This is a genomic window from Bradyrhizobium sp. HKCCYLS3013 (genome assembly GCF_051167615.1).
Classification (GTDB): domain Bacteria; phylum Pseudomonadota; class Alphaproteobacteria; order Rhizobiales; family Xanthobacteraceae; genus Bradyrhizobium.
Map to the genome: position 1 here is coordinate 23,954 of NZ_JBNPTK010000016.1, position 16,670 is coordinate 40,623.

13 protein-coding genes are annotated in these 16,670 nt (G+C 66.1%); 1 reads left to right on the top strand and 12 read right to left on the bottom strand.

What is annotated here, in order from left to right; genetic code table 11:
* Positions 1–32: 32 nt before the first annotated feature.
* The 5 genes from ACQR1F_RS25050 to ACQR1F_RS25070 form a co-directional block, all read right to left on the bottom strand.
* Positions 33–794 carry an ABC transporter permease gene (locus ACQR1F_RS25050; protein WP_315802410.1) on the bottom strand — a complete coding sequence of 254 codons (762 nt, stop codon included), beginning with the start codon at positions 792–794 and terminating at the stop codon, positions 33–35.
* Positions 791–1,567: an ABC transporter permease gene (locus ACQR1F_RS25055; RefSeq protein ID WP_315802409.1), complete on the bottom strand. Its 777-nt coding sequence runs from the start codon at positions 1,565–1,567 to the stop codon at positions 791–793. Before ACQR1F_RS25055 ends, ACQR1F_RS25050 begins: the two co-directional genes overlap by 4 nt.
* Positions 1,564–2,409, bottom strand: a complete 846-nt coding sequence (locus tag ACQR1F_RS25060; RefSeq protein ID WP_315802408.1) for an ABC transporter ATP-binding protein — start codon at positions 2,407–2,409, stop codon at positions 1,564–1,566. Before ACQR1F_RS25060 ends, ACQR1F_RS25055 begins: the two co-directional genes overlap by 4 nt.
* Positions 2,410–2,514: 105 nt before the next feature.
* On the bottom strand, positions 2,515–4,221 hold the full coding sequence (gene ilvD / locus ACQR1F_RS25065) for a dihydroxy-acid dehydratase (protein ID WP_434914046.1): 1,707 nt from the start codon (positions 4,219–4,221) through the stop codon (positions 2,515–2,517).
* 24 nt (positions 4,222–4,245) lie between these two features.
* The gene (locus ACQR1F_RS25070) at positions 4,246–5,223 is read right to left on the bottom strand and encodes an ABC transporter substrate-binding protein (RefSeq protein ID WP_315802406.1); all 978 of its coding nucleotides are present in this window, start codon (positions 5,221–5,223) and stop codon (positions 4,246–4,248) included.
* Positions 5,224–5,703: 480 nt separating this feature from the next.
* On the opposite strand from ACQR1F_RS25070, the gene ACQR1F_RS25075 reads away from it, so the two are divergent.
* Positions 5,704–6,054 carry a RidA family protein gene (locus tag ACQR1F_RS25075; RefSeq protein WP_315715601.1) on the top strand — a complete coding sequence of 117 codons (351 nt, stop codon included), beginning with the start codon at positions 5,704–5,706 and terminating at the stop codon, positions 6,052–6,054.
* 119 nt (positions 6,055–6,173) lie between these two features.
* On the opposite strand, the gene ACQR1F_RS25080 is transcribed toward ACQR1F_RS25075, so the two are convergent.
* The 7 genes from ACQR1F_RS25080 to ACQR1F_RS25110 form a co-directional block, all read right to left on the bottom strand.
* A complete protein-coding gene (locus ACQR1F_RS25080) occupies positions 6,174–6,410 on the bottom strand; it encodes a hypothetical protein (protein WP_316218442.1) in 237 nt (78 codons plus the stop codon).
* Between the two features lie 113 nt (positions 6,411–6,523).
* Complete coding sequence (locus ACQR1F_RS25085) at positions 6,524–7,900, bottom strand: sigma-54-dependent transcriptional regulator (RefSeq protein ID WP_434914047.1); 1,377 nt, start codon at positions 7,898–7,900, stop codon at positions 6,524–6,526.
* 12 nt (positions 7,901–7,912) lie between these two features.
* A complete protein-coding gene (locus ACQR1F_RS25090; RefSeq protein ID WP_434914048.1) occupies positions 7,913–9,715 on the bottom strand; it encodes a sensor histidine kinase in 1,803 nt (600 codons plus the stop codon).
* Between the two features lie 139 nt (positions 9,716–9,854).
* Complete coding sequence (locus ACQR1F_RS25095) at positions 9,855–11,177, bottom strand: NAD(P)/FAD-dependent oxidoreductase (protein WP_434914080.1); 1,323 nt, start codon at positions 11,175–11,177, stop codon at positions 9,855–9,857.
* A 291-nt stretch (positions 11,178–11,468) separates the two neighbouring features.
* Positions 11,469–12,794: a dicarboxylate/amino acid:cation symporter gene (locus ACQR1F_RS25100; protein WP_315802402.1), complete on the bottom strand. Its 1,326-nt coding sequence runs from the start codon at positions 12,792–12,794 to the stop codon at positions 11,469–11,471.
* Between the two features lie 997 nt (positions 12,795–13,791).
* A complete protein-coding gene (locus ACQR1F_RS25105) occupies positions 13,792–14,151 on the bottom strand; it encodes an STAS/SEC14 domain-containing protein (RefSeq protein ID WP_316218437.1) in 360 nt (119 codons plus the stop codon).
* A gap of 689 nt (positions 14,152–14,840) precedes the next feature.
* Positions 14,841–16,358 carry a Do family serine endopeptidase gene (locus ACQR1F_RS25110; protein WP_434914049.1) on the bottom strand — a complete coding sequence of 506 codons (1,518 nt, stop codon included), beginning with the start codon at positions 16,356–16,358 and terminating at the stop codon, positions 14,841–14,843.
* Positions 16,359–16,670: the final 312 nt, after the last annotated feature.

Consider the following 16,670-nt stretch of genomic DNA (forward strand, 5'->3'; position numbering starts at 1 on the left):
GGTCGTTCTCCCGATTGTTGTCGTTGTCTGTATCAGACCGAGGGGAAGCCGCGCAGCAGGTAAGCGCGCAGGCCCTGCAGCAGGGCGTTGAGAATGAGGCCCAGGAGCGAGATCGTGATCAGCGGCACGAACATGTCGACGGCCTGGAAGGTGCGCGCGGCGGTCACCAGCACATGGCCGAGCCCGTCGGTCGAGGTGATCATCTCGGCGAGGAACACGACGATGCAGGAGATCACGAGGCCGATGCGGCAGCCGGTCAGGATCGACGGCATCGCGGCCGGCAGCACCACCTTCCACAGCACGTCGCGCGGCGGCGTCCCGGCTGCGAGTGCCGACCAGATCAGCTTCTGCTCGACCGTGGTGGCGCCGTAATAGGTCGACAGCAGGATCGGAAACAGCGCATCCGCCGCCACCAGCATGATCTTGGATTCGTGGCCGAAGCCGAGCAGCAGCAGGAAGGCCGGATAGAGCGCGACCTTCGGCAGCGGCGCCAGCACGCGCACGATGGGCTTGACGGCGGCGTTGACGGGCGGGCTCACCGCAGCGGCAATTCCCAGGGAAACACCGAGCACCACGGCGATCGCAAAGCCGGCGAACAGCCGGAACAGCGTCGCCACGATGTCCTGCTGGAAGGTGACGCTCGAGAGCTGCTGACCCATGCGCAGGAACACCTGCCCCGGCGGCGGCAGCAGGGTCGGCGGCGCGTAGCCGAACGACACCAGCGCCTGCCACAGCAGCAGGACCAGCACGATCGGCGCGGCGCCCAGCAGGATGTCGTTGGAGGTGCGCGTCATGAGAAGCTCAAGGGCATGTCGAACTGCGGCTCGGACCAGCGAACCAGCCAGCGCCTGACGACCTCGAACGCCGCATCGAGGCAGATGCCCATGGCGCCGATGATGATGATCATCGCGAACACCGTGTCGTACTGGCCCATGTCGAGCGCGTTGAACAGGATGTTGCCGGCGCCGGACTGCCGCGCGATCATCTCGCTGGTGACCATCGTGATCAGCGCCAGCACCAGGCCCGTGCGGCAGCCGGTCAGGATCTCCGGCAAGGCCGCAGGCAGGACGATGCGCAGCAGACGCTCGGCCGGCGACAGACCCATCGCCGCTCCCGACCACAGCATCTTCTCCTCGACCGCCTTGGCGCCCTCGAAGCTGTGGTAGATCACCGGAAGGCTGACGCCGAGGAAGATCACCAGCGTCTTGGAAATGTCGCCGACGCCGAGCCACAGCATGATGATCGGCATCAGCGCCGCCTTCGGCACCGGGTAGATCAGCATCAGCAGCGGATTGAAGAAGGCGGCGGTCGACCGGCTGCGCCCCATCAGCAACCCGAGCGGAATCGAGAAGGCGAGCGCCAGCGCGAAGCCGATCGCCATCCGCCGCAGCGAGGCCAGGATGTTGATCAGGGATTCCTTGTCGGTGAGGATCGGCGGGATCGCGCGCAGCGATTCCAGCGCGGTCGGGAAGCTGTCGTTCTTCAGCCCGAGCGAGGCGAGCTGCCAGGCCAGGAGCAGACCGCAGCAAGCCAGCACCGGCGCGAGCGGCTTCGACAGTCCATTCATGACGGCAGCTCGTTGTCACCGGAATCGTCGAACATGCGCTCGATGTCGACGATGTATTTCTGATAGCGCGGGTCCAGCAGCAGCTCCTCGCGGCGGCGCGGCCGGGGCAGATCGATGTCGATCACCTCGCGGATGCGGCCGGGCGAGCGCGACATCATCACGACCTTGTCGGACAGGAACACGGCTTCCTCGACCGAGTGGGTCACGAACAGCACCGTCTTGCGGTCGCGCTCCCAGATGTCGAGCAGGTCGTTCTGCAGCCGCGTGCGCGTGTGCGCGTCGAGTGCGCCGAACGGCTCGTCCATCAGCAGCACCTCCGGCCCGTAGGCCAGCGTGCGCGCCAGCGCGACGCGCTGCTTCATGCCGCCGGAGAGCTCCTTGGGATAGAATTTCTCGAAGCCGGTGAGACCGACCATGGCGAGCAACGTCCGCGCGAGCGCCTCGGCCTTCGCCGGCTTCTTGCCCTGCTGCAGCGGACCATACATCACGTTGCCGAGCACGCTCTTCCAGGGGAAGAGCGCGAACTCCTGGAACACCGGGCCGCGATCGGGGCCGGGACCGGTGATCGGCTTGCCCTTCATTTTCGCGGTGCCGCTGGTCGGGCTGACGAAGCCACCGACGATGTAGAGCAAGGTCGACTTGCCGCAGCCGGAGGGCCCGAGGATCGAGACGAAGGCGCCCTCGCCCACCGTCAGCGAAATGTCCGACAGCGCGGTGTGGTCGCGGCGCGACGAGGTCTTGAACACCTGCGACACGTGATCGATCTCGATGATCGGCGTGGCCGCGCGACGGCCGAGCGGCGTGCCCGCGAGCTGGCCGGGTCGGATCGGGGTCACGCCCATGTCGGCTTCTCTTTCCGATGCAGCACGCTCAAACGCTCCGTGAAATCAGGCAAGACAGACTGCCGCAGATTAGCAAGAAACCTGCCAATCGTCGCCACGCGCGGATCATTCCCGGTCCTGATCGAACCAGGGCCATTCGGCCGGCCCTTCGTGAGTCACGGCGCCGAGCGGTGCCTGCCCAACGAGTTTCGCGTATTTCGCCAGTGCACCTGCCCTGTGCCGCGGCGGCCGCTGCGACCACGCGCTGCGACGCGCCGCGAGCTCGGACTCATCGAGCAGCACGTCGAGCGTGCGCGCCTTCGCATCGATGCGGATCGGATCGCCATCCTGCACCAGCGCCAGCGGACCGCCGACGAAGGCTTCCGGGGAGACGTAGCCGATGCACAGGCCGCGGGTGGCTCCGGAGAAGCGGCCATCGGTGATCAGCGCGACCTTCTCGCCCATGCCCTGACCATAGATCAGCGCGGTGACACCGAGCATCTCGCGCATGCCGGGACCGCCGACCGGTCCTTCGTTGCGGATGATCAGCACCTCGCCGGCTTGATAGTTGCGCGCGCGCACGGCCGCGACGCAGGTCTCTTCGTCTTCGAACACCCGTGCACGGCCCTCGAACACCAGGTTCTTGAGGCCGGCAACCTTGATGACGGCGCCATCGGGCGCGAGGTTGCCCTTGAGCACGGCGACGCCACCGTCGGCCATGATCGGCCTGGCCGGGCTGAACACGATCTCGCCGTCCGGCGCGTTGGCCGCGCCGTATTCCTCGGCCAGCGTGCGGCCCGTCACCGTGAGGCAGGAGCCGTCGATGTGGCCGCTCTCGATCAGCGCGCGGATCACCACGGCGGCGCCGCCGATGTCGTAGACGTCCTTGGCGGTGTACTTGCCGCCCGGCCTGAGATTGCCGATCAGCGGCGTGCGCGCGAACACCTCGCCGACATCGTCGAGCGTGAAGCGGATGCCGGCCTCATTGGCGATCGCCGGCAGATGCAGCGCCGCGTTGGTGGAGCCGCCGGTCGCCGCGACGATCGCCGCGCCGTTCTCCAGCGCCTTCCGGGTCACGAGGTCGCGCGGCAGCGGGCCGCCACGCGCGAGCATCTGCATGATCAGGCGTCCGGCCTGCCGCGCCACGTGGGCGCGCTCGGCATAAACGCCGGGGATCATCGAGACGTTGGGCATCGACAGGCCCATTGCCTCCGACAGCATGCCCATGGTGTTGGCGGTAAATTGCCCGGCGCAGGCGCCGATCGTCGGCAGGCAGGACCGCTCGATGCCTTCGAGCGTCTGTGCATCGATCTCGCCAGTCATGTAGCTGCCGACCGCTTCATACGAATCGAGCACCGTCAGCGTCCTGCCCTGGTACTTGCCGGGCAGCGCGCTGCCGCCATAGATGAAGATCGAGGGCACGTTGCAGCGGACCATGCCCATCATCACGCCGGGCAAGGTCTTGTCGCAGCCGCCGAAGCCGATCAGCGCATCATAGGCGAGGCCGTGGACCACGGCCTCGATCGAATCGGCGATCAGCTCGCGCGAGAACAGAGAGAACTTCATTCCCTCGTGGTTCATGCTGATGCCGTCGGAGACCGAGACGGTGGCGAACTCGCGCGGCGTGCCGCCGGCCTCCGAGATGCCCGTCTTCGCCGCGTCGACCTGGAAGTCGTGCGTCATGTTGCAGGGCGTCTGCTCGCCCTTCTGGCTGACGACACCGATCATCGGCTTGGCGATGTCGGCGTCATCCAGCCCCATCGCGCGCATGAAGGCGCGGTGCGGGGCGCGGTCGAGCCCCTCCACCGTCACGCGCGAGCGCAGCTTCCTCATCGACACGAGCTCCGCGCCAGCCGCCTACTGGATCGGCGCGACGATCGTCGGATGCTTGAACTGGGCGACGTCGAGCTTCGGCAGCATGCCGGTCTCGGCGTAGATGTCGAGCATCTTCTGGATCGCCGGGAAGTTCGGCGCGGCGACCGGGTCGCGGCCGAAATCATTGTCTTTCAGCAGATAGGTATCGATCACGGCGACCGGCGCCTTCATGACCTCCGACACCACCTTCAAGGTCTCGTCGCGGTTGGCGAGCGCCTTCTTCATGCCGGCGGTGATGTCGCGGACATAGGCCTTCACCAGCTCAGGGTTCTTGTCGACGAAATCGGCGCGGCAGGCCTCGAGGATGTGGACGATGTTCGGCATCGCCTCGGACAGCGAGAACAGCTTACGGGTGCCGCCCTTGGCCTCGGCGCGCGCTGCAAAAGGCTGATTCATGTTGACGGCGTCGACACGGCCCTGGCGCAGCGCATCCTCCGACACCGCGAAACCGACCTCGACCAGCTTGATGTCCTTGGCGGGATCGAGCCCGGCCTTCTTCAAGAGCATGTTGAACGGCCCCTGCGTGCCGCCACCGATCACGGAGATGCCGACCGTCTTGCCCTTGAGATCGGCGATGGTCTTGATCGGCGAATCGTCCTTGACCGCCCAGTAGACCGAGAAGCCGCCCGGCTTCTCATAGACGTGCTGCGCGACGATGTAGGCCTTGAGGCCGCCGCCGACCACGCCGTTGGCGAGTGACAGCGGCGCCTGCGTGGCGCAGTCGAGCGCGCCGGCGGCGAGCGCCTGCGTCATCGGTGCCGTTCCCTGGAACTGGGTCCACTCGATGTTGTAGGTCTTGCCGATATCCGGAAATTCGGCGGGCCGCTTCATCATCCAGTATTTGGATTCTTCCGCCGGGATGGTCCAGCCGACGCGGATCGTCTGCTGTGCGAATGTCGGCCCCGCGCTCGTCACCAAAGTCATCGCCGCGAGTGCCGCCAGCATCAACCGTTTCCGCATCACGCCCCTCCGCCTCATCAAAAAAGGAACCTCGCGGAGAATGTTTCATGTCTCAAATATCCGTGCAAGCGCGGAAAACGCCCCATGCTTGCCTGCCCCATGGGCAACCCCGCTTTGCAGCGCGGTGAAGCGGCGTCATGCGGAAACGTCGCTGGCCGTGTGCTGCGGATATGCCGGCAACGCAAGGTCGTGTCGAGGCCTCATGGTTCGAGACGCGCCGCTAGCGGCGCTCCTCACCATGAGGAGATGCATCGTGCTGCAGGATAGATGGACCGCGCCGCGAATTCCGGCCTCGTCCTAAGGAGCCCGCAAAGGCGGGCGTCTCGAAGGACGATGGAGGGCACATTGCCAGCCACGACGTTGTAAAAGGGGGCGGGAAAGAGGTTCGATTGCCATCCCTGCCCTGCCTCAGCCGACTGGCGTTGCCGCGCCGCACGCGCTAGGGAGAAGCTCCGAATTGACCTTTTGAGGAGTTCTTCGATGTCGATCCAGCGTTTCGAAATTGGCCCGCGCATGAGCCAGGTCGTCGTTCACGGCAATACCGTCTATCTCGCGGGCGTCGTCGCGCAGAAGACGGCCGGTGAAAGCGTCACCAAGCAGACCGAGGAGATTCTCTCGATCATCGACGGCCACCTCGCCAAGGCCGGCACCGACAAGTCGAAGCTGTTGTCGGCGACGATCTACCTCACCGACATCAAGACGTTCGGCGAAATGAACGCCGTGTGGGATGGCTGGGTCTCGGCCGGCAACACCCCGGCTCGCGCCACGGTCGAGGCCGGACTTGCGGCGCCGCAATACACCGTCGAGATCATGGTGATCGCGGCGAAGTAGACGCTGGGTCGCCGCACCCTAGATCATGATGCGATTCCGCGGAATCGCATCATGATCTTATCCTTTTGTTTGAGCATGATCTTTTCGGAAAACCGGCTTCCACTTTTCCGGATCATGCCCTAGCCGGTGTCGCGGCGACCGGTGTTGCGATTGAGCGGATCACGCCGCTCGCGCCTGAGCCCTTCGGGAAGCACCGGCTCGGTGCCGGGCAAGGGCTCGGCCCGCACGTCGGCGCCCCACTGCTCCTGCTGGCGGGGCGTCGTTTCATCCTTGACCTGTTGCGGCTGCGGCAGACCGTCCTTGCTGACGGGGTCGTAGGCGCCGGAGCGCAGGTCGCGGGTGTCTCTGCCTGTCATGATGTTTCAACAAGCGTGCTGCGGCATTCGTTCCTGATCGCCGGCATGGAACGAGGCCTTCCTGCCCCAGGTGAGCGCAGTGGTCGGCGTCGACGGTGGCGATGCAGCCGCGGTCAGGACTGAGGCCGCGCCGGCGCGCCCTCGCGGATGCCGTCGACCTTGACGGCGAGCCGCTTGATCTTGTCGTAAAGCGTCTGCTTCGGAATGCTCAGCAGCGCCGCGGTCGCCGGCACGTCGCCGAGCTTGCGGCGCAACGCATCTTCGATGATCGAGCGCTCGATGTTCTCCAACTGCCTTGGCAGCGACAGCTCGGAGCCTGCGGCGCCCGAGCGGTCGAGGACCTTGCGGTCGAGCACGCCGAGCACGAAGCGGTCGGCGACGTTGCGCAGCTCGCGCACATTGCCCGGCCATGAGTAGCCGAGCAGCAGCGACATGGTCTGCTCGTTCACGATCGGCGCGTCGCGCTCGAACCGCTTGGCGGCCTCGAGGGTGAAGTGCTCGAACAGGATCGGGATGTCCTCGCGGCGTTCGCGCAACGGAGGCAGCTCGATGAAGGCGACGCCGAGACGATAATACAGGTCGGCGCGGAACAGCTTCTGCTCGCTGAGCTCGAACAGATTGGCCTTGCTGGCCGCCACCACGCGGCAATCCACCGCCACAGGCTTGTTGGAGCCGACGCGCTCGACCGAGCGGTCCTGCAACGCCCGCAGCAGCTTCACCTGCACGCTGAGCGGCATGCTCTCGATTTCGTCGAGGAACAGCGTGCCGCCATGGGCGTATTCGATCTTGCCGATCCGCTGCTTGGTCGCGCCGGTGAAGGCGCCGGCCTCGTGGCCGAACAATTCGCTCTCGACCAGCGACTCCGGCAGGCCGCCGCAATTCACCGCGACATAGTTGCCGCCGCGCCGGGCGCTGTGAGCGTGCAGGCAACGGGCGACGACGTCCTTGCCGGTGCCGGTCTCGCCATAGATCGTCACGTCGACATTGGTCGAGGCCAGATTGGCGACGAGGCGGCGCACCTCCTGGATCTGCGGCGAGCGCCCGAGCAGGCTCGCTTCGATGCCCTGGCGGTCGGCGAGCGCCGAGCGCAAGGTGCGGACTTCGAGCGTCAGGCGACGCTTGTCGAGCGCGCGGCGCACCACCGAGACGAGCTGCTCCGACGAACAGGGCTTCTCGATGAAGTCGTAGGCGCCGTTGCGCATCGCGTCCACGGCCATCGAGATGTCGCCGTGGCCGGTGACCAGGATGACCGGCAGGTCCGGATCGAGCCGTTGCAATTCGGACAGCCACTCCGTGCCGCTCTTGCCGCGCAGCCGCACGTCGGAGACCACCACGAACGGCATGTCGGCGCGAACGATGCCGCCGGCGGCTTCGGCGGAGGCGAACGGCGTCACCGGGAGCCCGGCGAGCTGCAGCGCCTGGACGGCGCCGATGCGGACATCCTCATCGTCCTCGACATAGATCACGCCGACCGGTTGCTCAGGAGTCATGCGGGGACCTCTTCAATCGGCCAGCGGCAGCAGCACGATGAACTCGGCGCCGGCCGGCTCGAGATTCCGCGCCCGCAGCTCGCCGCCGAATGACCGTGCGATGTGGTTGGCGATGACGAGCCCAAGCCCGAGGCCCTTGCCGGCCGGCTTGGTCGTGACGAAGGGCTCGAACAGGTGCGGCAGGACATCGGCGGCGATCACCGGGCCGCTGTTGGCGATGGCGATCCGGCACTGCCCCTCCTCACGCACGGCGCGGATGTGGATGGACTTCCGCGCGGCGCCCTCGACGGCATCGAGCGCGTTGGCGACAATGTTGCAGAGCAGTTGCTCGAGCCGGATCTGATCGGCCCTGACATGAAGCTCGGGCGCGAGATCGATGGTCACGTCGACATGGCCGTCCTTCACCCGCGCGCCGAGGATCTTGAACGTTTCGGACAGCGCCTGCTCGACCGCGACGGCATCGAGCGGCGCGTTCGATTTGTAGGCGAACACGCGCAACTGGCCGGTCAGGCGCGCGAGACGGCGAACCAGCTCGCCGATGCGGATGAGATTGCCGCGGGCCTCGCCGATCATGCCGCGATCGACGAATTGCACGGCATTGTCGGAGGCGGTCTGCAGCGCCGCGAGCGGCTGGTTGATCTCGTGCACCATGCCGGCCGACATCTGGCCGAGCACGGCAAGCTTGCCGGCATGGACGAGCTCGTCCTGCGCGGCGCGCAATTCGGCGGTGCGCTCCTGCACCCGGATCTCCAGCCGGTCGTTGGCGGCCTGCAGCGCGGCCTGGCTCGCCAGCCGCTGCCGGATCTCGCGGCGTCGCTGCGCCAGCAGGCCGACCGCCAGCAGCGCCACGATGCTGGCGAGACCCGAGAGCGTGCCGATGATCAAGGCCGTCCGCCGGATCGGCGCCTCGTCGTCGAGCAGCAGCAGCTGCCATTGCCGCCCGTTGAGCGGACGCTCGTCGACGCTGTAGACCGCGCCACGCTCGGTCGCGACCTGACCGCCGCGATCGGTCCTCTCCATGAAGGTCCAGCCGAGCGGCGCGAGGCTGGAACTGCCATAGGGCTTCGACGTCGCGATTTCCTCGAGCGCATCCACCGAGAGCGGCGTCAGCGGGCGGAAGCGCCATTCGTCGCGCGAGGCGAGAATGGTGACGCCGCGGGCGTCGACCAGAAGCATGTCGGCACCGCGGTTGCGCCATTCGCGCTCGAAGGCATCGAGATTGACCTTGACGACGGCGACGCCGATCGTCCGTCCCTGTTGCTTGACGGCATAGGACAGGTAATAGCCGGCGCGCGCGCTGGTGATGCCGATGCCGAAGAACGCGCCGCGGCCGGTCGCCAGCGCCTGGCGCATATAAGGCCGGTAGGACAGGTTGCTGCCGACCGGCGTGCCCGGCTGGTCGAAATCGGCGGCGGCGATCGCATCACCGGCGACGGTGAGGACATAGAGGTTGTCGGCGCCGGCCAGCAGATTGATCGACTTCAGATGCAGGCTGACGCTCTGCTGCAGCGCGCGATCGTCCGGCGTGCCGAGCAGCCGGAAGACATCGGGCGAGGTCTCCAGCAGCGACGGCAGATATTCGAAGCGCGAGAGGTAGCCGTCGAGCTGCGCGGCCTCGACCGCCAGCCGCTGCTGGGCCGTGGCGTGCCGCTGATCGAGCCCGCGGGAAAAGGCAATGGCATAGCCGAACCAGGCCGCCGTGCCGACCAGCGCAGCCGCCATCACTCCGCGAACGACCAAGCCCGCGCGCCTGCGGACCACCGCAGTGACGTCGGGATGTCGCTCGAGGCCGATCCGGAATGGAAGGTCCGTCATTCCCTTTTCCAGGCCCATCGCTCCCAGGCCCATGCACCGGGCCGCGCCTGCCGTATCCGCAATTGTTCTGCAAGTCTAAGGCCTTGCCGGGCCATAGGCGACAACAAAATCGGCCACGCCCGCGCCCTGGGCACCCTCGTCAGTGCAGCTTGACGTGCGGCTCGGTGCGGCGGGTGATCAGCCGCGCCAGCGTGTCCAGGGTCACCTTGGCGAAGCCGTGCAGCGCGTATTCGTGCATCTTGTAGAGCGACAGATACATCATCCGCGCGAACAGGCCTTCGAACACCAGATTGCCGCCGACCAGCGCGCCCATCATCGAGCCGACGGTGCTGAACTCGCCGAGCGACACCAGCGAGCCGAAATCGTGATAGCGGTAGTCCGCCAGCGGCTCGCCCCTGATGAAGCGCGGGATCTGCTTGTAGAGGTGCGAGGCCTGCTGATGCGCGGCCTGCGCCCGCGGCGGCACGTTGCCGCGCTCGCCCCAGGAGCAGGCCGAGCAGTCGCCGATCGCGAAGACGCGCTCGTCGCGCGTGGTCTGCAGCGTCTGGCTGACCACGAGCTGGTTGATGCGGTTGGTCTCCAGCCCCGCGATGTCCTTCAGGAAGTCGGGCGCCTTGACGCCGGCGGCCCAGACGATCAGCTCCGCCGGGATGACGCGGCCGTCGGCGAGGCTCACTTTGTCGGGCCCGACCTCGGCGACCTTGGCGCCGACCAGCACCTCGACGCCGAGCTTTGCGAGCAGCTTCTCGGTCTCGCGCGACACCCGCTCGGGCAAGGCCGGCAACACCCGGCCCGCGGCTTCGATCAGCGTGATCCGGATGTCCTTCTCGGCGTCGACCTGGTCGAGGCCATAGGCCACCACCTCGCGGGTCGTTCGATGCAGCTCGGCGGCCAGCTCGACGCCGGTCGCGCCGGCGCCGATGATCGCCACCTTGAGCTGGTGCGGGGCGATCGGCGACGACTGCGAGTGGGCGCGGATGCAGGCGTTGACCATGCGCTCGTGGAAACGCCGGGCGTCGTGCTGCGATTCCAGCTTGATCGCGTGGTCGACGACACCGGGCGTGCCGAAATCATTGTTCTGGCTGCCGATGGCCATGACGAGCACGTCATAGGGGATGGTCCGCCGCGGCGTGACCTCGCGCCCCTCCGCATCGAGATAGGGCGCCACCAGCACCTCGCGCTTGTCGCGGTCGAGGCCGATCATGTCGCCGATGCGGTAGTGGAAGCCGTGCCAATAGGCCTGGGCGAGATAGTCAACCTCATGCGCCGAGAGGTCCATGCTGCCCGCGGCGATCTCGTGCAGCTTCGGCTTCCAGACATGGGTGCGGTTGCGCTCGACCAGGGTGACGTCGAGCTTCCCCTTGCGGCCGTATCCGTCTCCGAGCCGGGTCGCGAGCTCCAGGCCGCCGGCACCGCCGCCGACGATCACGATGCGAGGAACACCAGGCTGCGCGACGGCCATCATCCAACCTCCCCAAGGGTGACCGCGCCGCGACGGAGGGACTGCGATGTCACTCCGGTTGCGTCATCACGTCGGAATGCGCGGCCTTGCGGCGCCAGGCAGGATGCCTCCACGGTGAGCCCCTGCCCGCTGCCACCCTAGCAGATTATCCGAGATGTTGGCGGCATCGCGATTGGGCTTGACCGACTGATGCGCCGGGCCCTGACGATGACGAAGCGGGCATGCCACATTTTGGCACGACGGCGCCACTGACGCTGGAATGCGCCGGCAGCGCAACCCGCGACCGCAGGCCTATCCCGTCGTGACGGCGACCTCGACATCGGCCGGATCGATATCGCGATCGAGCGCGATGCGCAGCTTGTCGCGATCCAGCTCGCCTTCCCACCACGCCACGATCACGCAGGCGACGCCGTTGCCGCACAGGTTGGTCAGGGCGCGGCATTCGCTCATGAACTTGTCGATGCCGAGCACGATCGCCATGCCGGGAACGAGCTCCGGCCGCACGGCCGCCAGCGTTCCGGCCAGGGTGATGAAGCCTGCGCCGGTGATGCCCGAGGCGCCCTTCGAGGTCAGCATCGCAACCAGCAGGATCGTGATCTGCTCGCCGAAGGAGAGGTGGACGTTCATCGCCTGCGCAATGAACAGCGTCGCCAGCGTCATGTAGATGTTGGTGCCGTCGAGATTGAACGAGTAGCCGGTCGGAACCACCAGGCCGACGACCGGCTTGGAGCAGCCGAGCCGCTCCAGCTTCTCCATCATCTGCGGCAGCGCGCTCTCGGACGACGAGGTGCCGAGCACGATCAGCAGCTCGTCCTTGATGTATTTGAGGAACTTGAAGATCGAGAACCCGGCGATGCGGGCGATGATGCCGAGCACGATCACGACGAAAGCGATCGCCGTGAGATAGAAGGTCGCGATCAGGCCGGCGAGGTTGCCGAGCGCCTGCGGCCCATAGCGGCCGATGGTGAAGGCCATGGCGCCGAAGGCGCCGATCGGAGCGGCCTTCACCACGAGAGCGATGACGCCGAAGATTGCGTGCGCGGCGTCGTCGACGAAGGCGCGCATCGTGTGGCCGCGCTCGCCGAGCGCCATCAGCGAGATGCCGAACAGGATCGAGAACAGCAGCACCTGCAGGATCTCGCCCTGCGCGAACGCTCCGACCACCGTGTCCGGGATGATGTGAAGCACGAAGTCGACCGACTTCATCTCGCTCGCCTGCTTGGCGTAGTTGGCGACGGCGGCGGCGCCGGCGTTGCTCTGGCCCTGGAACCCGGCCCCCGGCTGGATGAAATTGCCGACGATGAGCCCGAGCGCGAGCGCGAAGGTCGAGACGATCTCGAAATAGATCAGCGCCTTGACGGCGACGCGCCCGACCTTCTTCACCTCGGAGACATGCGCGATGCCCGACACGACGGTGCAGAAGATGACCGGCGCGATCACCATCTTGATCAGCTTGACGAAGCCGTCGCCGAGCGCCTTGATCCATTCGTTCCTGCCGAGCTCGGGCCAGAGCCAGCCGACGACGACACCGAGCACGATCGCGAACAGGACCTGCACATAGAGGATCCGGTAGAACGGCTTCTGCGGCGCCGCGGCCGCTGTGATGGTTGCAGACATCGTATCTTCTCTCCCTGATCTTACTCGGTCTATCTCTCTGGCCTGCCTAGGACCCGCTTCCGCGCCGGCTCCATTGCGTGCCGGGGCAACGTCGCGCGTCTGGACGCGGGCCGCGCGAGGCGGACCCGCTAAGCTGCGCAGTCGGGATCGCCCGTCACCGGGTCTCAGGTGAGGAATGAGCTGTAGGCTGGCATCCGGACGTCCCCTCGCATCTGTTGTTCTGGAGCTGGCGCTCGTTTGGCGGCTCAGTAAGCAGCAATCGTGCCAGCCGAACGGTGCGGCGTGAGGCATCTGCATGTCCTTCAGTTTGCTGCGATTTGTGAACCATCACTCCCGCCGGGCCAGGGCCCTCGCGGCGCCGCGTCTGGACTTTCGGAAAATGGCCCCGGCCGACGCCCGAAGAACCGGACGGGCCGGCACGCCGTGGCCCGACCGGCCCCGCCGGTGATCACGAGCAGGTATCGCCCGTCCGCGATGAGGTTCGGTCCGCGTGGTCGTGCTCGACGAAGCCACAACAAGATCGATCAGCCCGGGCCGCCAGACTCCTTGGGCCAAAGCGGCGCGATCCAGCCCAGCGATTATTCCTTTGTCAGATCGGTCTCGGGTTGGGAACGCACATTTCCTGCGGATATCTTTCCGCATGGAGGTGAACTGATCGTTCTAAGTCGGTGCGGGCGTCGAAGCGCAGGTCGATGGCAAGGCGATGGATGCTGTCGAGAAGTCGTGCGACGAGTGCGTTTCCCATGACCAGGCGTGTTCCGTGTGTCGCCGATCCGGTCCATCGCATAGCGGGTGAGAAGACCGAGGACATGCCTCAATGGTCCAGCGAGGTGGACCGGATGCGCCGCGAACAGGACGCCCGTCTTCCGCTCGAGAAAGTCGAGAACGATCGGGCCGGCCTTGGGGAACATGTCCACGCGTCGGTAGGTCGCGTGCTGGCCGAACTTCGCGGTGAGATAGGTGCGCGCAGCGGCGTCCCCTCACCCTGCTCCTCTGGTCATGCGGCGATCCAGGCGTGGGCCTCGGCCGCCTCGGACAGCGAAAACACCCTGGTCGTTGCCGGCATCATGAACGCGAAGAGACGTACCGCCGTCCGGATCCATTCGATGTCGGTCACGACCGCGATCCTGTCCCAGCGCATCAGATGCTCGATGCCGATCTTGAAGTCTTCCCACATTGCGCCGGCATCGAGCGTGAAATCCTTGCCGGTCTCGTAGTATAATCGAAGAGTCCGGTTGGCTTGAAGTCCGGCGAGCACGGCGGGCGCCAGCACCTTGTCATAGTCCTCCTTCGTCACCCGGCCGCTGCAGCGGAACCCGACGACCTGGTCTGGAAAGTTCGTGAGCTGCTCGATCATGGCGTCCTCCTGTCGTTTTGTTGTGAAACCGAGGGGTTCGATCACGACGCACTCGATCTTGACCCTGCGATCTCGACCTTGCAGAGACTGGTTTGGCGGACCTGGCACCGGCTCGGTAGCTTTAGCGTCAGTCTCTCTGCGCGCTTGTCCGAGCGACCGTCAGATCCAAGGCCCGCGCTGGATCTTGATCCTGCCGGCCAGTATCCCGGCTGCTGTCCCTCGATCGCGAAACGGCTCCATCTCGCCACCGACTTGCAGCCAGTCGACGGCACCCGCGACATCATCTCGCTGTCCTCCGCCTGCGCCCTACAGACCGAGACGTCCAGCCAGGCCGGAAGTCCGGCCGGGATCCGGTAACGTGCGGATGCAGTCGATCCGTCTTCGCGCGGGCCGCAAGGCGCTCGGTTGGTGTTTCCTTGTTGACCATGCCCATGGCGCTGACTCCCCACCGTTGGTCGCCCCCTGACGTGAAACGCACTTCGCGACATCCGGTTGCCGTTTCAGTACCGGATGCGTCAGATGTGGCCACAGGACGCGCCGGCCGCCGCAACGATTCTGCGGAGTCGCCCCTCGCCGAGACGTCGGGTCGACACGGGGCTCGCCGCATGTCCGTCGTTCATCCCGCACACAACGCGTGGCCTGCTGCCGGCGATGGGGAGAGCACCGGCAGCAGGCTCCGTATCGGCGCGTCAGCCGATCGGGACCGCAACAAAATGGGTATTGGCGGCGGACTTGACCCGCATCAGCACGTCGCGCTTGCCGGCGGACCTTGCTTCCGACAATGCGTTGCGCAGTTCGGCGACGGTGCCGATGGTCCTGCCGCCGACATCGAGAATCACATCGCCGGACTGCACACCGTGCTCCGCCGCCGGGCCGTCGGGATCAACGGCGGTGACAACGATACCCTTGTTCCCGGCGCCCGCCACGTCCTCTGCGGGCGCGACTGACAGACCGAGATGTGGCACGCCGCGAGCCGAGCCGTTGTCGTGATCGTCGGAACTGGCCTGCTTCTGCTGCTGGTTCGGCATGCTCGCAAGCGTCACAGCGATGGTCATGGACTCACCCTTGCGCAGGATGTCGAGCTTTGCCGAGCTTCCGGGGGCCATCGCCGAGATCCGGCCCGCCAGGGCGCGCGAGTCCTTGATGGCTTCACCGTTGACGGCCGTAATGACGTCGCCAGGTTCAATCCCGGCTTTCGCCGCCGGCGTATCCGGCCTTGCTTCATCGACCAGCGCGCCCGCGGCGTTCCTCATGCCGAGACCTTCTGCGATACCTGCCGTCACCGGCTGGACCTGCACGCCGAGCCAGCCCCGGGTCACCACGCCCTTGTCCTTGAGCTGGGCAACGATCATCTTGACCGTCGGCGCAGGTATATCGAAGCCGATGCCGACCGAGCCGCCTGTGGGCGAATAGATCGCGGTGTTGACGCCGATGACATTGCCGTTGGTATCGAAGGTGGGACCGCCCGAATTGCCCTTGTTGATCGGCGCATCGATCTGGATGTAGTTGTCATAGGGGCTTGAGCTGAGCTCGCGGCCTTCCGCCGAGACGATGCCCGCCGTGACGGTGCCCCCGAGGCCGTAGGGATTGCCGACCGCCACGACCCAGTCACCGACGCGCGGCGTTTTGCTGTCCAGGTTGACATAGGTGAAGTCCGACTTGCCTTCGACCTTGATCAGCGCGACGTCGGTCTTCGGGTCGGTCCCAATGACTTTGGCGGTGTAGGCCTTGCCGTCGTCGGTGGTGACCTGCACCGACTTCGCGTGGTCCACAACATGGTTGTTGGTCACCGCGTAGCCGTCGGCCGAAATGAAGAATCCGGAGCCAACTCCCGTAATCAACTGGTGGCGACGCATCTTGCCTTGCGGGCCGTCGGCGAATCCGTATTGGCGGAAGAACTTCTCGAACGGCGTTCCCTGCATGAACGGCTCCCCGTTCGGCCCAAGCATGTCGGTCTCGTCACCTTCGTCGACACTGACGCGGACGGAGATCACCGCGGGCCTGACCTTGGCGACCAGATCGGCGAATCCGGTGGGGCCCTGCTCGCCCTGGGAAGGCGCCGCCGCCCATGCCTGATCGATCAGGCGGCCATAGCCGAGCGGTCCCGACAGCGCGATCGCCGAACCGATCACGGCAGCCGATCCGAGCAGAGTCAGGCGCCGCGCGGGCATGATCCTGCGGCGAGGTTGCTGATTGCTGTCCGACATGGATTGTCTCCTTCGAGATGTTGCGCCTCACGGCGTTGCACGAAGGAGTAACGCTGGTCAGATTACTACGTCCTGTCCGACGAATTAATTCATCCTGTCGGTGAGATGAATTCGTAGTAAGGCGGCATGCGCTGCCGAAGCACAGAAAGATGAACTGTTCGGCAGCGATCGCCCGGCGGACTGCGGCGTTCGGCATAGAAGGGCTCTTAGGTGAAGTGGAGCGATCGATGGCCAAAGATGCAACATCGCCAACAGCCGCCGCAGCTTGGCGCGATTCAAATGGAAGACTGCGAGAGGTGGGCGCCGATCATT